Origin of the sequence: Chelativorans sp. J32, from assembly GCF_000518985.1 — a bacterium.
GTDB lineage: Bacteria > Pseudomonadota > Alphaproteobacteria > Rhizobiales > Rhizobiaceae > Chelativorans.
Map to the genome: position 1 here is coordinate 1 of NZ_JAEQ01000023.1, position 19,527 is coordinate 19,527.

Sequence of the window (19,527 nt, forward strand, 5' to 3'; positions counted from 1 at the left end):
TTGGTGTAGCCGGAAATCTCCGCCATGCCGCCGACGCGGATGCGGTCGCCGAGCCGGGTGATCGCGATCTTGTAGGTTTCGTCCATGACGGTCGATTCCGGCGCGCGCGCGGCATCGGTGATCGGGATCGTCAGCGAATAGCCCTTGACCGGATAGACGGGCAGGCGGATNCCGAACGGCCTGAGCAGGAGCGGCGAATAGCTGCCGAGCGCGACGACAACCGCATCGGCGGCAAGCCGTCCCCGCTCGGTCACGACGGCGCGAACCCGGCCGCCTTCCACATCCAGGCCCTTGATCTTCGTGCCATAGGCGAAGCTCACGCCGAGCGCTGCGGCTTTTTCGGCGAGCGCATTGGCGAATTTGAAGCAGTCGCCGGTCTCGTCCTTCGGCGTCAGAAGGCCGCCGACGATCCTGTCGCGCACATGGGCGAGCGCCGGCTCGACGCGGATGCAACCGTCCCGGTCGAGCACTTCATAGGGGATGCCGTCGGCGGCCAGTGCCTTCACATCCTTGGCCGAGGCGTCGAGCTGCTGCTGGGTGCGGAACAGCTGCAGCGTGCCCTGCATGCGCTCGTCATAGGATATGGCCGTTTCGGCGCGCAGCTCCGCCAGCGAGATGCGGCTGTAGTCGGCCAGGCGCAGCATGCGGCTCTTGTTGATCGCATAGCGGCTGGACGTGCAGTTGGCGAGCATCTGGACCAGCCATGACAGCATGGCCGCATCGACCTTGGGCCGCAGGATCAGCGGCGCGTGCTGCATGAACAGCCACTTCACTGCCTTGACCGGAATGCCCGGTGCGGCCCATGGCGAGCAATAGCCGAAGGACACCTCGCCGGCATTTGCAAAGCTGGTCTCCAGAGCCGGGCCAGCCTGCCGGTCGACCACGATGACCTCATGGCCCGCCTTCGCCAGCTGATAGGCCGACGTCACGCCGATTATACCGGCACCCAAAACAATGACTTTCATGAGTTTCTCGATGATCGATATGACGGGGGTCAATGCCCGCTGACGAGGCTTATTCGGTTATTGATTTCAACCGCCGCGACCCACCGCGAGCCAGCGACCATTGCTGAGGCGAGCAATAGATTTAAGGGCCGTGCCGCCTGAATTCACGTGCATGCCTCACCCCATGCGCTCCGACGCATAAGAGCCCGGCGATGGCGGGAAGACCACCGTCTTGTTTCCGTTCATGAACACGCGGCCATGTATATGGGCGTGGATCGCGCGTGCCAGGACCTGGCTTTCTACGTCGCGGCCGAGACTGATATAGTCATCGACGCTTTGCGCATGCGTCACGCGCACGATGTCCTGCTCGATGATCGGCCCCTCGTCCAGATCCGCCGTCACATAGTGGGACGTCGCACCAATCAGCTTCACGCCGCGCTCGAATGCCTGCCTATAGGGATTGGCGCCCTTGAAGGACGGCAGGAAGGAGTGGTGGATGTTGATGATCCGGCCGGACATCTTGCTGCACATCTCGTCCGAAAGGACCTGCATGTATCGCGCAAGAACGATCAGCTCGGCGCCGGTCTCCTCGATGATGCGCATCTGGGCGGCTTCGGCTTCGGGCTTGTTTTCCTTCGTCACCTTGATGCAGTGGAAAGGGATATCGTGGTTCACCACGAGCCGCTGGTAATCCATATGGTTCGAGATGACGCCGACGATGTCGATCGGCAACGCGCCGATGCGCCAACGGTAGAGCAGGTCGTTCAGACAATGGCCGAAGCGTGAAACCATCAGGATGACCTTGCGCTTGGCGGTCTCGTCGAAGAACTCGGCCTCTGCCTCGTATCTCCTCGCGATCTCGGTGAAGCCTTCACGCAAGTCGTCAAGCGTACGGCCTTCCTCCGACCGGAAGCTGACACGCATGAAGTAGCGGCTGGTATCGGCGTCGTCGAACTGGGCACTGTCTGAGATATTGCAGCCATTGCTGGAAAGGTAAGAGGCGATTGCCGCCGTTACGCCCCGGATGGACGGGCAGGCGACACGCAGAGCATAGCGGTTGGATGGGATGGTCATGGCGTGAAACCTTTTTGGATACCGTTCAATTGGCGCGGAGACCGTTCTGCCGGCAGAAGGCGGTCAGCGTGTTGGACAGCAGGCAGGCGATGGTCATGGGGCCGACGCCGCCAGGCACGGGCGTGATCGCGCCGGCGTGCGCCGCCTCCTCGAAGGCGACGTCACCGGTGATGCGCGACTTGCCCTCTTCCTGAATCCGGTTGATCCCGACATCGATCACGACGGCGCCCGGCTTGATCCAATCGCCGCGGACGAGCCCCGGCCGGCCAACGGCGACGACGAGGATGTCGGCGGTCCGGCACAGTTCCGGCGTGTTCCTCGTGCGGGAATGCGCGATGGTGACGGTGCAGTTCTCCTGGAGCAAGAGTTGCGCCATGGGCTTGCCGACGATGTTCGATTTTCCGACAACGACGGCGTTCTTGCCGGAAAGATCGCTGCCAAGGCGGTCCTTGATCAGCATGAGGCAGCCAAGCGGCGTGCAGGGGACAAGCGCATCCTGGCCGGTGGCCAGCCGCCCTGCATTCGAGATGTGAAAGCCATCGACATCCTTTTCGGGATTGATTTCCTGGATGACGGCATTCGCATCGAGATGCTTGGGGAGCGGGAGCTGAACCAGGATGCCGTGGACTTCGGGATCGACGTTCAACCGGTCGATCAGAGCCATCAGCTCCTCCTGCGTGGTCTCCGCGGGGAGCCGGTGAACGAAGGAGCGCATACCGGCCGCGATGCTTTGGCGGTGCTTTGAAGAGACGTAGACGGCGCTTGCCGGATCCTCGCCGACGAGAACCACGGCGAGGCCCGGGATGTTGCCGGTTCTCTCCTTGAGGTCTTCGATCCGGCCCTTGAGCTGCTCAAGCAGCCCGGCCGCGAACTGTTTTCCATCGATGATGGCGGGGCCCGAAATTCTATCCATTCCCATGCCAATCCCACTCGCTTTTCATGCGGGCCGACTCTCTGCGTGCCTGCGCTGGGAATCCTCGCATTCTTCATGCGAAGTGCCGTACCGGCCTTGGGCACGGCACTTCGGTCGGGTTTTGACGATGTTGGACCGTCAGTGTCCGTAGAGGGGGAAAGCCTTGGTCAGCTCGGCAACTTTCGCCTTTGCCGCTTCCACCACGGAGTCGGCATTGCCCGATGCCTCGGCCTCGATGAGATCGGCTATGACATTGCCGATCGTGCGGAACTCGTCTTCCTTCATGCCGCGCGTTGTCGCGGCGGCAACGCCGAGGCGAAGGCCGACCCACTCTGGCGGGCGCGGGCTGTCGTTCGGGACGGGGTTCTTGTTCGAGGTGATGTTGGCGCGCGCCAGCACCACTTCAGCCTGCTTGCCGATGAGGCCCTTGCTCGACAGGTCGAGCAGGACGATGTGCGTGTCCGTGCCGCCCGAAACGATGCGGACGCCCCGCTCCATCAGTGTTGCAGCCAGCACTTTGGCATTGGCCTTCACCTGAGCGGCATAGACCTTGAAGTCGTCCTGCAGCGCTTCACCAAGGCAAATTGCCTTTGCCGCGAGAACCTGGCTGTGGAGCGAGCCCTGCACGCCCGGGAACACGGCCGACTGGAGCTTCTTGAACCATTCCTCGTTGTTGGTGAGGATCAGGCCGCCCCGCGGGCCGCGCAGTGTTTTGGTGGTGGTGCAAGTCACGATATCGGCATGCGGGAACGGTGAGGGATGCACGCCGCCCGCGACCAGACCGGCGATATGCGCCATGTCCACCAGGAACCAGGCGCCGACCTTCTCCGCGATCCGTCCCATGCGCTCGAAGTCGAGCTCGCGCGGATAAGCAGAACCGCCGGTTATAAGAAGCTTCGGGCGTACTTCCTCGGCGATGCGCTCCATCTCGTCGTAATCGATGACTTCCGTTTCCGGATCGACATTGTAACTGTGCGCCTCGAACCAGCGGCCCGACAGGTTCCCTTTCATGCCGTGGGAGAGATGCCCACCCGCGGCGAGGTCGAGCGAAAGCACCTTGTCGCCCGGCTTGAGAAGCAGGAAAAAGACGGCGAGGTTCGCCTGAGTGCCAGAGTGGGGCTGGACATTCGCATAGGCGCAGTTGAACAGCTCCTTCGCGCGGTCGATTGCGGCCTGCTCGGCAATGTCGACGAATTCCCCGCCACCGTGAAAACGATTGCCGGGATAGCCTTCCAGCGTCTTGTTCGTCATCTCGTGGCCGAGCGCGTCGAGAACGGCGCGGCTGACGATGTTTTCGGAAGCGATGAGCTCGATCTGGTCCTGCTGGCGCTTGCGCTCATTGTCCAGCGCCTGAGCAATGAGAGGATCGCGCTCGTGAACCGAGGCGTTGAAAAAGGCTTTCGTCTGTTCGCTCATGGCCCTCACTCCAAAAAATTATTGTGCCATTTTCAGGTTGGGGCGAAAGGTAGCCACCTCCTTGATCCAGAAAAAGTTAATAATATTTGCGGGTACGTTCTGATCTGCTAATCATTGGCCCGACATCCCAAGGGAGTTCGCCATGGATCTTGCCCGCCTGCGTGCCCTGCGAGAATTATCGATCCGAAAGACGATGGCCGCAGTTGCGGAAGCGCTCTACGTGTCACCTTCTGCCGTCTCGCAGCAGATCGCGCTTCTCGAAGAGGAAGTGGGGATCGACCTGATCGAGCGCCGCGGCCGCGGGGTCGAACTCACGCTTGCCGGCAGACAGCTGGTCGATCGTGTCGAGCGCATCCTCGTGGAACTGGAGTCGGCCCGCGCCGACATCGCCGAGCTGAAGAAGGTCATTGCCGGAGAACTGCGCGTAGCGGCGTTTCCTTCCGTGGCAGCAGCTCTTGTAGCCGGGACAATCCACGATCTTCATAGGATGCATCCGCGGCTCACCGTGCAATTCGACGAGATGGAGCCCGCGGAGAGCCTTGCCGCGCTGCGCAGCTGGCAGACGGACGTTGCGATCATCGACGATCTGAACGTGCCGCCGGGCGCGCTTGATCCGAATATTGAAACCATCCCGCTGATGGAGGACGTCTTTAATGTAATGGTGTCCCCCAAGCATCATCTCGCCGGGCGGCCTACGGTGACCCTCCAGCAATTGCGTGATGAGCGCTGGGCACTCGACACGGCCTCCTCAACCTACACCAAGATGATTTCCGATGCTTGCCAGGCGGCCGGTTTCACGCCGAACATTGTGGCGCGTTGCAAGGGTTTTGAGGTCACGATCGCCTTGATCCGCGAGGGCTACGGAATATCCACCATTCCGGGCCTGAGAGTCAGCTATGACCTGGAAGACGTATGGGTCTGCAAGATCGTCCCCGAAATCAGGCGCAACATATCTCTGGCCTTCCGGAAGGGAGAGAAGCGCAGCCCCGCGGTCCAGGCATTCATAACGCAGGTCAACGAGCGCGTCGGGGCCCGACGCCGCCTGCCGACGATCGAAGAGGTAGTGTCCAAGCTCGAAGCTGGTTGACGCTTGTCCGGTGTATGTGCTTAAGCTCCAAACACTTTTAATTCGTAAATTTTGCTAAACTGTCAATAAAGCAGAATTAAGTAGACCTGCATGAACCGCATTCCTATCGTCTCGAATGCCGATTGGATTGGGCTCGTGCATCGGATTTTCCGAGGCGACCATAGGCCAACAACGGGAACATCAGCTTCAGAACGGCAAAAGCCGCTGTTGCCCCTATCGTCCACTCACAACGGCTAGAGAACAAGCGTCCTGCGCGTCCGCAGATTTGCGATAGAAACAGGGGGAATGCGATGAAACTTACCAAAATCCTCACCGCCGGCGTTTTTGCGGGGCTCGCCCTTGCCGCCACCCAGGCCTCGGCCTCCGTGCTCGACACCGTCAAGCAGCGCGGCACGCTGAACTGCGGGACAGACAACACGGCTCCCGGCTTCGGCTACCTCAATACTACCACCGGACAGATGGAAGGCCTCGACGTCGACTTCTGCAAGGCCGTCGCTGCCGCCGTGCTGGGGGATGCCTCGAAGGTCAAGTTCGTCACGGTGACCGACAAGAGCCGCTTCGATGCGGTTCTGACCAACCAGGTCGATGTCGTCTTCGCGCACACCACCATCAAGCCGGCTCGCGAATCCTCGATCGCCGTGGACTTCCTGCCGATCAATTTCTACGACGGCACCGGTATCATGGTGAAAGCCGATCTCGGCGTGAAGGAATTCGCCGAGCTCGACGGCGCAACATTCTGCACCACGCAAGGCTCGGTCACGGAAACCGTTCTCACCAGCGCCTTCAAGGCGCGCGGCTGGGCCAATTCCAAGGTCCTGACCTATGAGAACCTGGAAAAGCTCTTCGCCGCGCTGAATTCCGGCCGCTGCAACGCCATGAGCACCGACAAGTCGGCGCTGGCCGCCTGGGCCGGCAATTCACCCAATCCGGCCGACTATGTGATCCTCCCCGACACGCTCGACAAGTCGCCTTTCGCCGGCTTCGTCGCGGCCAATGATTCCAAGTGGCGCAACGCGCTGCGTTGGATCACCTACGGCCTTTTCCAGGCTGAGGAATCCGGCATCACCCAGGCCAATCTGGAAGAGAAGCTGAAGAGCGACGATCCGTTCGTCCAGAAATTCCTCGGCATCGGCGGCGGCTATGGCAAGGACTTCGGCCTTTCGGACGATTTTGTCGCCCAGGCAATCAAGGCCGTCGGAAACTACGGCGAGATCTACAACCGCAATCTTGGCCCCGACACCAAGATGTATCTGGAGCGCAAAGGCACGCCGAATGCTCTCTGGACAGAGGGCGGCGCAATCTACTCGCCCCTCTGGAACTGATCCTGTAGCTCGCTGGGGCGGGACATCCGCCCCAGCGTTCTTTTTGTAAAGCGCTCGGAACTTCGACATGACCATCGATCGAACGGATGCGCGTGCGTTTGCGTCCGAAAGCGACATGCTAGCCTCAAAGCGGCGGCGCAACCGGTTCAGGCATGATGCCATTCAGGTCGCGATCATCGCTGCGGCCGTCGCTCTGGTGGCCCTCTTCGCCTACGCGGTGAAGGAAGGACTTGCGCGGCACGGCATCCAATTCAGCTTCTCCTTCCTCTGGGATGCCGCCGGCTTCGACATCAGCGAAGGCAAGACGCTCGTTTTCGACAATGGCCTTTGGCCGAGCCTCACCAGCTTCACTGCGGACCGCACCATCGCCCAGGCCTTTGTCACGGGGATCGTGAACACGATAAAGGTCGCGGTTCTCGCCATCATATTGAGCACGGTGCTCGGCACTCTTCTCGGTGTCGGGAGGCTTTCAACCAACTGGGTCGTTCGCAACCTCTCCTTCTGGTGCGTCGAGTTCGTGCGCAACACGCCGCTGCTGATCCAGCTCGTTTTCTGGTACTTCGCGGTGGTCCTGCATTTCCCCCCGCTTGCGGCCGCCGCCAAGTTCTACGGCGTCGTGATCAGCCAGCAGGGTCTCTATTTCCCCTCGCCTGTGTGGCATGGCGGTAGCTCGCCATTCGCTGTCGCAATGGCGGTCGCCTGCTGCGCGGCCATACTCGGCCTGATCCTGAACGGGCGCGCGAAAATCCGCTGGATTTGCGCCGGCGCAGCCGTCGTGCTCCTCGGCGTGATGCTGGCGACCGGAACTTTGGGGCTGGATTATCCCGTCACCTCGAGATTCCAGGCGAGCGGCGGCACCAGCATGAGCCCCGAAATGGCTGCTCTGCTTCTCGCTATCGTCGTCAACAGTGCCTCCTATATCGCCGAGATCGTGCGTGGCTCGATTGACGCACTGCCCAAGGGGCAGTGGGAGGCAGCGGCCTCGCTCGGCCTCAGCCGCCGCAATACCGTCAACGATATCATCCTCCCGCAGGTCTTCCGTGTGGTCCTGCCTTCCTTTGGAAACCAGTATATCAGCCTGACGAAGAACACCGCCCTTGGCATCGCCATCGGCTATCCCGAGCTCTTCAATATCTACGGGACCATCGCCAACCAGACGGGCCACAGCCTCGAGGGCATCGTCATCGTGATGGTTTCCTATCTTGTCCTGAGCTGGGTCATCAGCGGCCTCGTCGCCTGGGCCGACCGTCGTCTCACCAAACGCGGAGCAGCACGATGATCGCTACCGCCCTGAAATGGTCCAGGCACAATCTGTTCGGCAAGCCCTTCGATGCGCTGCTGTCCATCATCGTTATCCCCGGCGTTCTCTGGCTCATCTACCAGTCCCTCGACTGGGCGCTGACAAAGGCACAATGGGATATCATCCCGCAGAGCCTGCGCGTTCTCATGATCGGCATCTTCCCTGCCGACCAGGCATGGCGCGCATGGACAGCCGTGATCATCATCGCAGCGCTGCTCGGCGCAGGGCTCGGATGCGTTTTCGCATTCAGGAGCCGTCACGCTGGATTCCTGGCGTTGGTCTGGGCAGCCGCGGCAGTGCTGACCGGCACCAGCGATCTCATCAACCTGCTCTTCATGGCGGCCGCGGTCGCGGTGTTTGCCGGTGGATGGGCAGTGACGTCGTACATCCCCGCCTCCCGCCGCGCGCTCATGGCGGCGAGCTTTATCGGCCTGATCGCGATTTTCGCAGTCATGTCGCCGCCTGGTGTCGGACTTTGGGGTGGCCTGCTGCTCAGCATCCTCCTCACGCTCGTCACTGCAATCGTGTCGCTTCCGATCGGCATTCTGCTGGCGTTTGGTCGCCGCAGCCGCTTTTCCAGCGTCCGCATCATCTGCACCGCCTACATCGAGGTGATGCGATCGGTGCCGCTGATCCTCGTCGTCTATTGGATCTGGATCCTGATGCCCGTCTTGGCGCCGCAATGGAACCTGGCGGATGTGGCGCGCGGCATGATCGGCTTCACCCTCTTTTATTCCGCCTATGTGGCCGAATATGTGCGCAGCGGCCTGCAGGCGGTACCGCGGGGGCAAACCGAAGCAGCGCGCTCGCTCGGCATGAGCGAGTTCGACATCAACCGCTCGATCGTCCTGCCGCAGGCGATCCGGGTGGTGGTTCCGCCGCTGGTCGGCAACGTGCTCGACATCTTCAATACGGCGCCGCTCGTCTTCATCATCGGACTGACGGACTTCCTGCGCGCCGGGCAGATGATCCTCGCCAATCCGCAATATGGCGATCGCACCTATGAAGTCTATTCGTTCCTGTTCCTCACCTACTTCCTTGTCGGCTCCCTGATCACATACGTGGCCCGCAAGCTAGAGGCTCACCTCGCTCGCGGCAGCAGATGACCGACATTCCTCATTCCGGAGCATCGCGATGAACACGATCGTCGAAATGAAAAGCCTCAACAAGTTCTACGGCAGCCACCATGTCCTGAAGGACATCGATCTGACCGTCGCGCGCGGAGAGGTCGTCGTCATCATCGGGGCAAGCGGGTCGGGAAAGTCCACCCTGATCCGCTGCGTCAACGGTCTTGAGATGTACCAGAAGGGCAGCCTCATGGTCGACGGTTTCCACATGCCGGTGGAGGCGGACCGTCTGCTTGGCGGCGAGCGGGAGCTGGCGGCCATCCGGAAGGGCGTCGGAATGGTCTTCCAGCAGTTCAATCTTTTTCCGCACAAGACGGTGCTGGAGAACATCACCATCGCGCCGATGCGGGTGCGAAAGAAGTCGAAATCGGAAGCCGAGGCGACTGCGCTGACCCTGCTCGACCGCGTCGGTCTCAAGGCGCATGCCCACAAATATCCCGGGCAATTGTCGGGTGGCCAGCAGCAGCGAGTCGCCATTGCGCGCTCGCTGGCGATGGGGCCGCATCTGATGCTTTTCGACGAGCCCACCTCGGCGCTCGATCCGGAAATGATCGGCGAGGTTCTTGACGTCATGCGCGAGCTTGCTGCCGATGGTATGACGATGATGATCGTTACCCACGAAATGGGCTTTGCGCGCGAGGTCGCTGACCGGATCGTCTATATCGATCAGGGCTCGATCATGGAAATCGGCAAGCCCGACGAGTTCTTCGAGAATCCGAAGAACGAGCGCGCACGTTCTTTCCTCGCACGCGTGCTGAAACACTGAGGACCCTGACGGCACTGCCCGCAGGTCACTTAACTTCTCGACGATTTTCTGAAAAATTTTGCGGCTGACAGCGGTAGCGCCGTTGTCAGCCGTTTGATCCGAAGAGCGAGCGCACTCACAACCGCTCGCCCGGCAAATGCCCTAGCCGGTCTGGCTCATCGCTGCCTTCACACGTTCCGGCCTGAAAGGCGTCTGCCGAAGCCGTACGCCAACGGCATCATAGACCGCATTGCTGATCACCGCCGCCGTTGGGCACGTCGATGGTTCGCCGCCCCCATAGGAAGGATATTCCGGCCGGTTGTTCACGAAGACCATGTCGATCTGATCCGGGATCTCCTCGAAGCGGAGGATCGGATAGCCTTCCCAATCGAGGCTGGTGACGCGCGAAGTGTCGAACGTCACCTCCTCGTGAAGCGTGCGGCTGATAGACTGGATTATGTTTCCTTCGATCTGATTGCGCAGGCCGTCGGGATTGACCACAAGACCGCAGTCATGCGCCACCACCACGCGCTTGACGCGGATTTCTCCGCTTTCGCGGTCGACGGTGACCTCTGCGATCGTGGCAACGCGGACGTCGTCGCGATTGACCCAGGCGATACCGCGGCCTGTGGCCATCTTGCCGTCCTGCTGAGGCGCCGGCGAGGGTCGGCTTTCCCAGCCATAAGCTTCCGCCGCCGCCCGCAACACGTCGATCGCGCGTTGATCGTTCAGATATTTGAGGCGGAAGGTGAGGGGGTCCTGCTTCGCCTCGGCGGCAAGCTCGTCGATGAACGCTTCCATGGCGTAGGTCGTCTCGAACTGGGCTGGTGATCGCAGCCATGCCGTCAGCAGACCCACACGCCCCATGCCGTGGCACGCGACATCGGCATTGTCGAAATTATACGCATAGGTGATCGAGGCGTTGCCGGTCCCTTCCCCACCGATTTCAGGGAGCCCGGCAAGTTCCACCGCCACAAGGCGCGTGTCGCCGGTCGTCGGCACCCACATGTGATGGCGCCAGGCGACGACATTGCCATTCTCATCCAGCGCCCCGGTGAGATCCTGGACGATTGGCGGCCCCTTCGGTTCCCAGCCATGCTCGTCCCACCGCATCCACTGCACACGCACCGGTCGCCCTACTGCCTGCGAAAGAAGCGCCGCATCCGGGATGACGTGCTCCAGTCCATTTCGGCCATAGGCACCCGACGCTTCATGCCAGATGACCTCGATCCGGTCTTCCGGCAGGCCCAACATCTTGGCCATATCCGCCCGCATCTGATGCGGCATTTGCGTGCCGGCCCAGAATGTAGCGCCGTCCGGACGCACATCGGCAATCGCGCAGGACGGACCGATGCTGCCATGCATCTGGAAAGGCGTCTGGTAGGTGGCCTGGATCGTCTTGGCCGCGAATGGCAGGGCCATGTCCACGGAGCCCTTGGCAGCCACGGATTCGTTGGTTCCGGTGGTCTTGCGCAGCGTATCCCAGATCTCGTCCTGCTGCGGCAGGCCCGTCCACTCGCCCCATTTCGCCTGGGCGCTCTGCGGCCCTTCCGGATGGAGTGTCGATCCCAACTTCTCGGCTGCCTGGATGGCAGCCCATTCCGTCTCGGCGACCACCCCGAGGAAATTGCCACGGCGGACCACCTGCACAAATCCGGGAATATCCTTCAGGCCGCTTTCGTCGACGCTGACAAGCTCCGCCCCCACCCCATATGGCCGCACGACCCGACCATGAATCATGCCGTCGATCTTGACGTCCTGGATATAGGTGAACTGCCCCGTTACCTTGCCGGGAATGTCCTTACGGCGGACGGACTGGCCGATCACCGCATAGGTGGAGGGATCCTTCACGGGCGCCTTGGGCGCGACCTGAAGACCAAACCCAGTGCCGGAAGCCTCGATGTCGATATCCAGCTGCTTGCCGGCGACGAGTTCGCCGAAACTGATGGTGTTTGCCGGCGCGCCTATGACGCTCACGGTTCCCTCGCGCGCAACGAGCTGCTGTGCCGGCAGCTTGAAGTGCTCTGCCGCCATGTCCAGCAGGGCCTGCCGGGCGGCGGCTGCGGCGTTGCGGATCTGCGGGCCGGCATAACGCACGCTCATGCTGCCGTATGTCGGCCCCTGATCAACGGTTTTGGAGGTGGTGCCCATCACGACCTCAAGCCGATCGACAGGAAACTCCAGCTCCTCGGCAGCGATCTGCGCCAGTGCGGTTTCCACGCCGGTCCCGGTCTCGACTTTGCCGGTGAAGAGCGTGGCCGTGTTGTCAGGGTTGATGGCAAGCCAAGCGGAAAGCTTGCTTGAGGCAGGTGAGGCGACCGAGACCCCGTCCCCACCCGCGGCGGCGAAGGCCATCCTCGGGTCGACTATCGTGAAGGCCACGACGAGGCCTGCCGAGCCCTTGAGGAAATTGCGCCGGCTAAGCGACGACTTGGACGCGTGCAGATCCTGCGGCTGTGTGTTCATCCCTGACCTCCCTTGGCAGCGCGCTCGACCGCGCGCACGATGCGCATATGCGTGCCGCAACGGCAAAGATTCTCGTTCAGCGCCTGCTTGATATCATCGCGGCTGGGATCGGGATTTTCGTTAAGGAACGCCTTGGCCGTCATGATCATCCCGTTGATGCAGTAACCGCACTGCGCCGCCTGTTCGTCGATAAAAGCCTGCTGCAAGGGATGCGGCGAATCGATTGTGCCGAGCCCCTCCAAGGTAACGATCTTGTTGCCCTGAACGGCGGAAACCGGCGTTACGCAGGACCGTGTCGCCGCACCATCGATGATCACCGTGCAGGCGCCGCACTGCCCAAGTCCGCAGCCGAATTTTGGACCGTGGAGGCCAAGGTCGTTCCGCAACGCATAAAGCAACATGCTGTCGGGGTCGGCCTGGACCGTGTGGTCCTGGCCGTTGACGTTGAGAGTAATCGAATCTGCCATGAAGTCCTCCTTGCCTCGAATCGCAGAAGGCCGCGATACTGGGTGTTCGTGCAACGCACGGAGAGGACGGAAAGGCTACTGCCCGTTGCGCGGCAGCGTCAACCTTACGGCTGATCAACGAAAAATGATTTGGCGAGCTCTGCCATGCCCACCACCGATTCCTTTCGGTGTTCGGCCAGGGTTGCAGGCCTTCTCAGACCGTGACACCCACGGGAAATACTCTTCCGAGAAAGACGGTTGAAAATAAGGGGGTGGCGAGAGAGATCACACCACCCCCGTCCCCCGCCTAATTCACTGCGTCCAGCCGGCCGAGACGGACGAAGATCGTCTCACCCGAGGAATCGTCCACACCGTCATTGTCCGTGACGAAGTAAGCTTCGCCGGCAGCGTCGATGGTGAAGCCTTCCACCTTGTCCACCACATAACCGTTGGTGGCGGACTGAATGTCATTGATCAGGTCTCGGACAAGCGTCTTTTCCACCACCGGAAGCTCCGCATCGAGAGCTGCGGGCCGGAAGGAGTCCAGAGCGACCTTGTAGAGCCGCTTGTTCTTAGCCGCCGTCCCGATCAGATTGTCACGTTCGATGATGTAGAGCGCATTGTCATGGAAGGTGATCTCGGAAAGCCCCACCCAGCCCTGTTCCGTGGGATCGAGCGGGTAACGTACGGCTGACCATTCCTCGCTCTCCGGTTTATAGGCGAGAAGCTTCACCTGACCTTTGGGATCGTCCTTCCACTCGCGCTGGACTGCCATGACCAGCATGCGGTCCTCACCCGCGCCGACAATGGTGATGCCCTCGAACCCGTAGCGCTGCTCGTTCGCCAGCAGCTCAGCAGGCAGGCCGATCTCCTCGTCGATCACGCCCTCGGCGTCCACATGGTAGAGGGCATGAGGGATCAGGTTGCGGCTATCGCCTTCGGAGGCGAGCCAGAAGCCGCCTTCCCCGTCAGCAACCAATCCCTCGATATCCAGCTTCTGAGCTGGTGCATCGCCCCGTTTGACGACGATCTTGCGCGTGATCTCGGCGGGTGTCTTGGCTGCATCGATCGCGAAGATCGCCGGCTCGGCCTCATAGAACGAATCGGACGCGGCGAAGAGATGGCCTGCCTGCGCAGGGTCGGCCGCGAGTGCGGAGAGAGCGCCCCAGCCGATGGGCTTGCCCTCCTGCATGACCGACCTGATCATCGGATAGGCAGGCGCGCCTTCGCCGAGCTCATAGACCATGACATGCGAGCGAGCGCCGCCATCTTCCACCAGATCCGTCTCATTGGCGGTCACCAGGAGATTGCGCTGGGGAATGGCGAGGACACCTTCCGGACCGATGCCGGACGGCAGGACCTGCACGAATTCGGGTTCAGCACCGGTATCGCGGTAGACGGCGACCAGCGAGGAGCGCTCCTCGGCCACGAAGAAATAGCGCTGGTCGCCATAAGCGGCGGCTTCCATGCCTTCGGGCTCCACGCCCTTGGAATCGGAGCGGCCATCCGGATAATGGCCGACGAGAGCTGCCTGACGATCGAGATCGGCGCCGGAATCGTATAGCACCTCGCCCGTCTTGGAGAAGATGGTGAAGCTGCGCGAGCCGCCCTCGTAATCACCCTCATTGGCGACAACCAGGCGATCATTGTCGAGCCACTTCACAGCATCGGGCTCGCGAAGCAGGTTTTCCGCCTTCTGGTCGAAGCGGAGCGCGCCATCATCGAGCGTATCGATGTTCTCGATGCTCACGCTGCCGGCGGAGAAATGGCCGGTCACCTCGCCGCTCTCGGCGGAGACGATGGCGATATGGTTGTTCTCCTGCAGCGTGACGGCGATCTCACCCGCATCGTTGAAGGCCACGAATTCAGGCTCCGGATCCTCCGGGGCCACTTCGGCGAGACCTGTCAGCGCCACTGTCTTGGCGCTGCCGCAATCCGGCGCGCCGTCCACGAGCGAGAAGATCTGCAGCGCGCCCGCAGGCATCTGCGGGATGACGCCGTCGTTCACATCCTCATCGCGCTCGTTCTCAATGGCGACTGCGAGGAAACGCTTGTCCTTGCTGATGGCGACGGAATCCGGCTGGCCGGCGAGATCGCAGGAGGCTTCCGCAGTTTTCTGCGCGATATCGACCAGAAGCAGGTTGCCGGACGGATTCGCCTTGCTTTCGGAGGTGTTCACCCCGGCAATGGCCTTGCCGCCAACCACCGTGACGGATGTGGGCTCGCCCTCCACCTTGATGATGCCGCCGGCCTTTGGCGCCTTCGGATCGGTGATATCCACGAACCCGATCGCACCCAGCGGGCTGTCGGAATAGATGAGCGTGTTGCCATCCTCGCTCGCCGTGATGATCTCGGACGATGTGGTGCTTGCCGGATCGGCATCAGCCGGCAGGTTCTCGGCCACCGCGAACGTGGCGACCCGGTTGAAAGCCTGTTCCGCGAAGGCAGGCATTGCGGTTGAAAGCGAAAGTGTTGCGGCAAGCGTGTAAAGCAGTGAAGGACGGCCCATCCCCATCTCCCTCAATCAATTGGAAACAGCGCTTATTGGAAGAGGAGGATTGCAGGCTCGTGACGGGACAATGACAGTCCGATGACGCTCTCGGACCAATTCGGATGAATAGTTTTCTTGCCTCGGCTAGTGAATGCAACTATATAAACGGCATTCCCATACATTGGTGGTAGTAGCCACCGCCCGCTCTAGGGAAGCGGGCGAACACAGGATATTTTGCGATGGTCAACACGCTTCTCATGCCGAAGGCAACTGCCGTCTGGCTGGTGGACAACACGGCGCTTTCCTTCGACCAGATCGCCGAGTTCTGCAAACTCCACCCGCTGGAGGTAAGCGCGATTGCGGATGGCGACGCGGCGCAGGGCATCAAGGGCATGGACCCGGTGATCACCGGTCAGCTCACGCGCGAGGAAATCGCCCGCGGCGAAGCCGACCCCAATTATCGCCTCAAGCTTTCGGAGCCCAAAGTTCGCGTGCCCGAAACCAAGCGCAAGGGCCCGCGCTACACCCCGCTCTCCAAGCGGCAGGATCGGCCGAATGCCATCCTCTGGCTGGTGCGCAACCATCCGGAGCTGAAGGACGCACAGATTTCGAGGCTGGTTGGCACCACCAAGTCGACCATCGAGCAGATCCGCAATCGGACGCACTGGAATTCGGCCAATCTCGTGCCGATGGATCCGGTGACGCTGGGACTATGCTCCCAGATCGATCTCGACATGGAGGTTAGCCGCGCGGCCCGTCACGCACCTCCGCCGTCGCCTGCCGGCGACACGCTCCTTCCTGCGACCGAAACGGAGAAGATGGCGGTCGACGACGCTCAACGGGAAGAGCCGGAAGAGAAGGAACTCGACGCGGATGCCGTTTTCGCCAAGCTTTCCTCCCTTCGCTCGCGACGCGACGAGGACGAGGAATAACCGCGTTCAGCCGCAATAGCTGATGCGCTGGCCGCCGTCATAGGCTCTGGCCAGCGCCTGCTCCAGCAAGCTTTCCGCCACCGGCAAGCCCTGCTCGGTGGCGACGTCCGCAAGCACCCGGCCGAAATATTTATCGCCGCTGACATTGCGGATTTGGACCACCGTTCCGCCGATCAGCGCTTCCAGCTTATCGCGCGCGTTTCGCGCCGCAGCTTTCTCCACGCCGCATCTGCTCCTCATTTCCGGCGCATCCACGCCTTGGATCCGCACGCTTACTGTAATTTTCTGCCCTGGCCACACATGGGCATCCGCCACGAAAGTATCGCCGTCGATGACACGTACGACCTCCGCCGCGACTGGGCCAAGAATCGTTTCCCCGGCGAGAAGCGGCGCCGTGTAGAGGCCAAGGACGGCAGGAATGACAACGGATAGGGAGCGGGTCGGCATGAATAGGATATTATTCCTATAGCCGGCAGGACACAAGACCGGAGCGGGTTCCTCCACATCCCCCGCCTCAAAAGTCGCTGGCGATGCCTTTCACTTCCCAATCGCCGTAGCGCGCAGGATCCGGCCCCTTGCGGCCGCCGATCTCGCGTGGTGCTTTCGCCTGCTCCTCCTCATAGCGTTTCCGCCGTTCCTCGGCCTCCTGTAAAGCCCGCTGCGCGGCGGGTGGCAGGCTGGCGGGATCACGGGCAGGCGCGACTTCCTGCTTCGCCTCTTCTGGCACGGTCATGTCCTTTCTCGGGCTGCGGCCGTTTTGTTGAATATGCAAGGTTTCGTTCCCATCATATAGGCAACGGGCCGCTCGATCAGTAGCGGCGATTCGCGGAGTTACGGAGTCCTCGGATGAACATGATTCGCACGGCGATGCTTCTGGCGTTCATGACGGCGCTGTTCATGGCCGTCGGTTATCTCATCGGCGGCAGCGGCGGCATGATGATCGCGTTCTTCATTGCCGCGGCCATGAACCTGTTCAGTTACTGGAATGCCGACAAGATGGTGCTGAGAATGCACCACGCGGTGGAAGTGGACGAAAGAACCGCACCGGAATACTACCGCATTGTGCGGGATCTCGCGCAGAGAGCGGGGCTGCCATTGCCGCGCGTCTACATTATCGACAACCCGCAGCCGAACGCGTTTGCCACGGGACGCAATCCGCAGAATGCGGCCGTTGCCGCCACGACTGGCCTGCTTCACAGCCTGACGCCACAAGAAGTGGCCGGCGTGATGGCGCATGAATTGGCCCATGTGCAAAACCGCGACACGCTGACCATGACCATCACGGCCACGCTCGCGGGTGCCATCTCCATGCTGGGCAATTTCGCCTTTTTCTTCGGCGGTAACCGCGACAACAACAATCCGCTCGGCTTTATCGGGGTCCTCATCGCGATGATCGTAGCCCCGCTTGCGGCGATGATCGTGCAGATGGCGATCAGCCGCACGCGCGAATACGCCGCCGATCGCCGGGGTGCCGAAATCTGCGGACAGCCGCTCTGGCTCGCCTCGGCCCTTGCCAAGATCTCCCGCGCAGCCCACAGGATCGTCAATACCGATGCGGAACGCAACCCGGCGACCGCTCCTCTCTTCATCATCAATCCATTATCAGGGCAGCGCATGGACAATCTCTTTTCAACGCACCCGAATACCGAGAACCGCATCGAGGCGCTCCAAGCCATGGCGCACGAGTTCGGCGGCCAGGCTCCTGCTTCGTTTCAGGAGGAGGATCCCGGTGCGGACGGACCCTGGGGCCGTGCGGCGGATCGTCGGGGCCGAGGCCCATGGTCGTGAGCGAGGGCGAAACCGGACAGGGCTCTCGGCCCAAGCGCAAAACGCCTGCAACCATCGAGGTGGAAGGCAAACCAGGCCTTGAGGCCCGCAGGACGGCTGCGAGGCTGTTGGGCGCAGTGATCGACGCACACACACCGCTCGACGCCCTCACCGACAATGAGCACGGGCATCCGCAATATCTTGCCCTGGAGCCGCGCGACAGGGCGCTGGTGCGGGCAATCCTGGCCAGTGCGCTGCGTCACCGCTGCACGATTGAAAAACTGATCGGCCGAAGGCTGGACCGGCCGCTGCCGCCGAACGCCCACTCGCTTTCACACATCCTGCACGTGGGTGCGGCACAGATCCTGTTTCTGGACGTCCCGGACAGCGCGGCGGTCGACCTTGCAGTCACGCAGGCCAAGACTGATCCTCGCGCGGCGCGTTTTTCCAACTTGGTCAACGCCGTCTTGCGCAATATCGCTCGCCGCAAGCATGAACTGGCGAAGGCTCTGGAGACGACGCAAGATGCGCCGGCGTGGTTTGCCGGGCGGCTGAAGGAGATCTACGGACGGGAAGAGACGGACACCATCCTGAAGGCACATCGGGTTGAGGCTCCGATCGATTTTACGGTGAAATCAGACCCCGCTCTCTGGGCCGAGAGGCTTGGCGGTCGGGTACTGCCGAACGGATCGGTGCGGCTCGATCGGCTGTCAGCCTCCGTCCCGGACTTGCCGGGCTTTTCCGAAGGCGCTTGGTGGGTGCAGGACGCGGCTGCGACCCTGCCTGCTCGACTTCTGGGAGATATCGAGGGCCTGTGGGTCGCCGATCTCTGTGCCGCACCCGGCGGCAAGACGGCACAGCTGGCGCTCGAAGGCGCGAAGGTCACCGCCGTCGACCTTTCCGCAAGCCGCCTGAAAAGGCTCAAGTCCAACCTCGACCGGCTCAGCCTTTCTGCCGAAATCGTGCGGGCCGATGTGCTGAAGTGGGAGCCCGAGCGCAAGTTCGATGCGGTCCTGCTCGATGCGCCCTGCTCCTCGACTGGAACCGTGCGCAGGCACCCGGACGTACCCTGGACGAAGACCCCAGAAGATGTCGCCAAGCTCGCCGACCTGCAAAGGCGCCTCCTGGCACACGCCCTTACGCTTATCCATCCAAGCGGAATGGTCGTGTTCTCGAATTGCTCGCTCGATCCTTCGGAGGGCGAGGAATTGGTTCAGGAACTTCTTGCAAAACGCAGCGACGTCGCTGTCGACCCGATTCTTCCGGAGGAGCTGCCGGGCGCAGAACACTTCGTCACGGCCGAAGGCTTCCTGCGCACCACGCCGGCGCTCACAGGCGCGGAAGGCCAGCTCGACAATATCGACGGTTTCTTTGCCGCGCGGCTAAGGCTCCGATGAGGGAATTTGTCCTTCGCACAAGGCTTTGAATCATTTAGAGTCTTACTGGGCGCCTCCTGCACGGGAGGAATTGGAGGGCAACAATCGAGGTATTGCTTTG

The 19,527-nt window shown here is 61.7% G+C and carries 17 protein-coding genes; 8 read left to right on the forward strand and 9 right to left on the reverse strand.

What is annotated here, in order from left to right; all coding sequences use genetic code 11:
- The 4 genes from CHEJ32_RS0121200 to glyA all read right to left on the reverse strand — a co-directional run.
- A partial coding sequence (locus CHEJ32_RS0121200) for a D-amino acid dehydrogenase (protein WP_028035367.1) occupies positions 1 to 965 on the reverse strand: 965 nt, incomplete at its 3' end.
- Positions 966 to 1,121: 156 nt separating this feature from the next.
- Positions 1,122 to 2,018 (reverse strand): formyltetrahydrofolate deformylase, encoded by an 897-nt coding sequence (gene purU, locus CHEJ32_RS0121205; RefSeq protein ID WP_028035574.1) that lies wholly within the window; start codon positions 2,016 to 2,018, stop codon positions 1,122 to 1,124.
- Between the two features lie 25 nt (positions 2,019 to 2,043).
- Positions 2,044 to 2,937 carry a bifunctional methylenetetrahydrofolate dehydrogenase/methenyltetrahydrofolate cyclohydrolase FolD gene (folD, locus tag CHEJ32_RS0121210; RefSeq protein WP_028035575.1) on the reverse strand — a complete coding sequence of 298 codons (894 nt, stop codon included), beginning with the start codon at positions 2,935 to 2,937 and terminating at the stop codon, positions 2,044 to 2,046.
- A 132-nt stretch (positions 2,938 to 3,069) separates the two neighbouring features.
- Positions 3,070 to 4,347: a serine hydroxymethyltransferase gene (gene glyA, locus CHEJ32_RS0121215; RefSeq protein ID WP_028035576.1), complete on the reverse strand. Its 1,278-nt coding sequence runs from the start codon at positions 4,345 to 4,347 to the stop codon at positions 3,070 to 3,072.
- Positions 4,348 to 4,489: 142 nt separating this feature from the next.
- Here glyA and CHEJ32_RS25645 point away from each other — a divergent pair, with 142 nt between their 5' ends.
- The 5 genes from CHEJ32_RS25645 (at position 4,490) to CHEJ32_RS0121240 (ending at position 9,949) form a co-directional block, all read left to right on the forward strand.
- Positions 4,490 to 5,434 (forward strand): LysR family transcriptional regulator, encoded by a 945-nt coding sequence (locus CHEJ32_RS25645; RefSeq protein ID WP_051469829.1) that lies wholly within the window; start codon positions 4,490 to 4,492, stop codon positions 5,432 to 5,434.
- A 290-nt stretch (positions 5,435 to 5,724) separates the two neighbouring features.
- On the forward strand, positions 5,725 to 6,756 hold the full coding sequence (locus tag CHEJ32_RS0121225; protein ID WP_028035577.1) for a transporter substrate-binding domain-containing protein: 1,032 nt from the start codon (positions 5,725 to 5,727) through the stop codon (positions 6,754 to 6,756).
- A 67-nt stretch (positions 6,757 to 6,823) separates the two neighbouring features.
- On the forward strand, positions 6,824 to 8,035 hold the full coding sequence (locus CHEJ32_RS0121230) for an ABC transporter permease subunit (RefSeq protein WP_028035578.1): 1,212 nt from the start codon (positions 6,824 to 6,826) through the stop codon (positions 8,033 to 8,035).
- Positions 8,032 to 9,162 carry an amino acid ABC transporter permease gene (locus CHEJ32_RS0121235; RefSeq protein ID WP_028035579.1) on the forward strand — a complete coding sequence of 377 codons (1,131 nt, stop codon included), beginning with the start codon at positions 8,032 to 8,034 and terminating at the stop codon, positions 9,160 to 9,162. The genes CHEJ32_RS0121230 and CHEJ32_RS0121235 overlap by 4 nt, the downstream gene beginning before the upstream one ends.
- Positions 9,163 to 9,190: 28 nt before the next feature.
- Entirely contained in the window at positions 9,191 to 9,949 is a 759-nt protein-coding gene (locus CHEJ32_RS0121240) for an amino acid ABC transporter ATP-binding protein (RefSeq protein ID WP_028035580.1), read from the forward strand.
- Positions 9,950 to 10,090: 141 nt separating this feature from the next.
- Here the strand turns inward: CHEJ32_RS0121240 and CHEJ32_RS0121245 are convergent, their stop codons facing one another.
- From CHEJ32_RS0121245 to CHEJ32_RS0121255, 3 genes are all read right to left on the reverse strand, one after another.
- Positions 10,091 to 12,394 carry a molybdopterin cofactor-binding domain-containing protein gene (locus tag CHEJ32_RS0121245; protein ID WP_051469830.1) on the reverse strand — a complete coding sequence of 768 codons (2,304 nt, stop codon included), beginning with the start codon at positions 12,392 to 12,394 and terminating at the stop codon, positions 10,091 to 10,093.
- Positions 12,391 to 12,861, reverse strand: a complete 471-nt coding sequence (locus CHEJ32_RS0121250; protein WP_028035582.1) for a (2Fe-2S)-binding protein — start codon at positions 12,859 to 12,861, stop codon at positions 12,391 to 12,393. Before CHEJ32_RS0121250 ends, CHEJ32_RS0121245 begins: the two co-directional genes overlap by 4 nt.
- A 286-nt stretch (positions 12,862 to 13,147) precedes the next feature.
- On the reverse strand, positions 13,148 to 15,349 hold the full coding sequence (locus CHEJ32_RS0121255) for an esterase-like activity of phytase family protein (RefSeq protein WP_028035583.1): 2,202 nt from the start codon (positions 15,347 to 15,349) through the stop codon (positions 13,148 to 13,150).
- A gap of 221 nt (positions 15,350 to 15,570) precedes the next feature.
- Here CHEJ32_RS0121255 and CHEJ32_RS0121260 point away from each other — a divergent pair, with 221 nt between their 5' ends.
- Complete coding sequence (locus CHEJ32_RS0121260) at positions 15,571 to 16,263, forward strand: DUF1013 domain-containing protein (protein ID WP_028035584.1); 693 nt, start codon at positions 15,571 to 15,573, stop codon at positions 16,261 to 16,263.
- Positions 16,264 to 16,269: 6 nt separating this feature from the next.
- On the opposite strand, the gene CHEJ32_RS0121265 is transcribed toward CHEJ32_RS0121260, so the two are convergent.
- Both CHEJ32_RS0121265 and CHEJ32_RS25650 read right to left on the reverse strand, forming a co-directional pair.
- On the reverse strand, positions 16,270 to 16,710 hold the full coding sequence (locus CHEJ32_RS0121265; protein WP_034658907.1) for a thermonuclease family protein: 441 nt from the start codon (positions 16,708 to 16,710) through the stop codon (positions 16,270 to 16,272).
- 67 nt (positions 16,711 to 16,777) lie between these two features.
- Entirely contained in the window at positions 16,778 to 16,996 is a 219-nt protein-coding gene (locus CHEJ32_RS25650; RefSeq protein ID WP_034658908.1) for a DUF1674 domain-containing protein, read from the reverse strand.
- A 113-nt stretch (positions 16,997 to 17,109) separates the two neighbouring features.
- On the opposite strand from CHEJ32_RS25650, the gene htpX reads away from it, so the two are divergent.
- Positions 17,110 to 18,051 carry a zinc metalloprotease HtpX gene (gene htpX, locus CHEJ32_RS0121275; protein ID WP_028035586.1) on the forward strand — a complete coding sequence of 314 codons (942 nt, stop codon included), beginning with the start codon at positions 17,110 to 17,112 and terminating at the stop codon, positions 18,049 to 18,051.
- Positions 18,042 to 19,427, forward strand: coding sequence for an RsmB/NOP family class I SAM-dependent RNA methyltransferase (locus tag CHEJ32_RS0121280; RefSeq protein ID WP_028035587.1), 1,386 nt, complete (start codon positions 18,042 to 18,044; stop codon positions 19,425 to 19,427). Before htpX ends, CHEJ32_RS0121280 begins: the two co-directional genes overlap by 10 nt.
- The last annotated feature ends 100 nt before the right edge of the window (positions 19,428 to 19,527 follow it).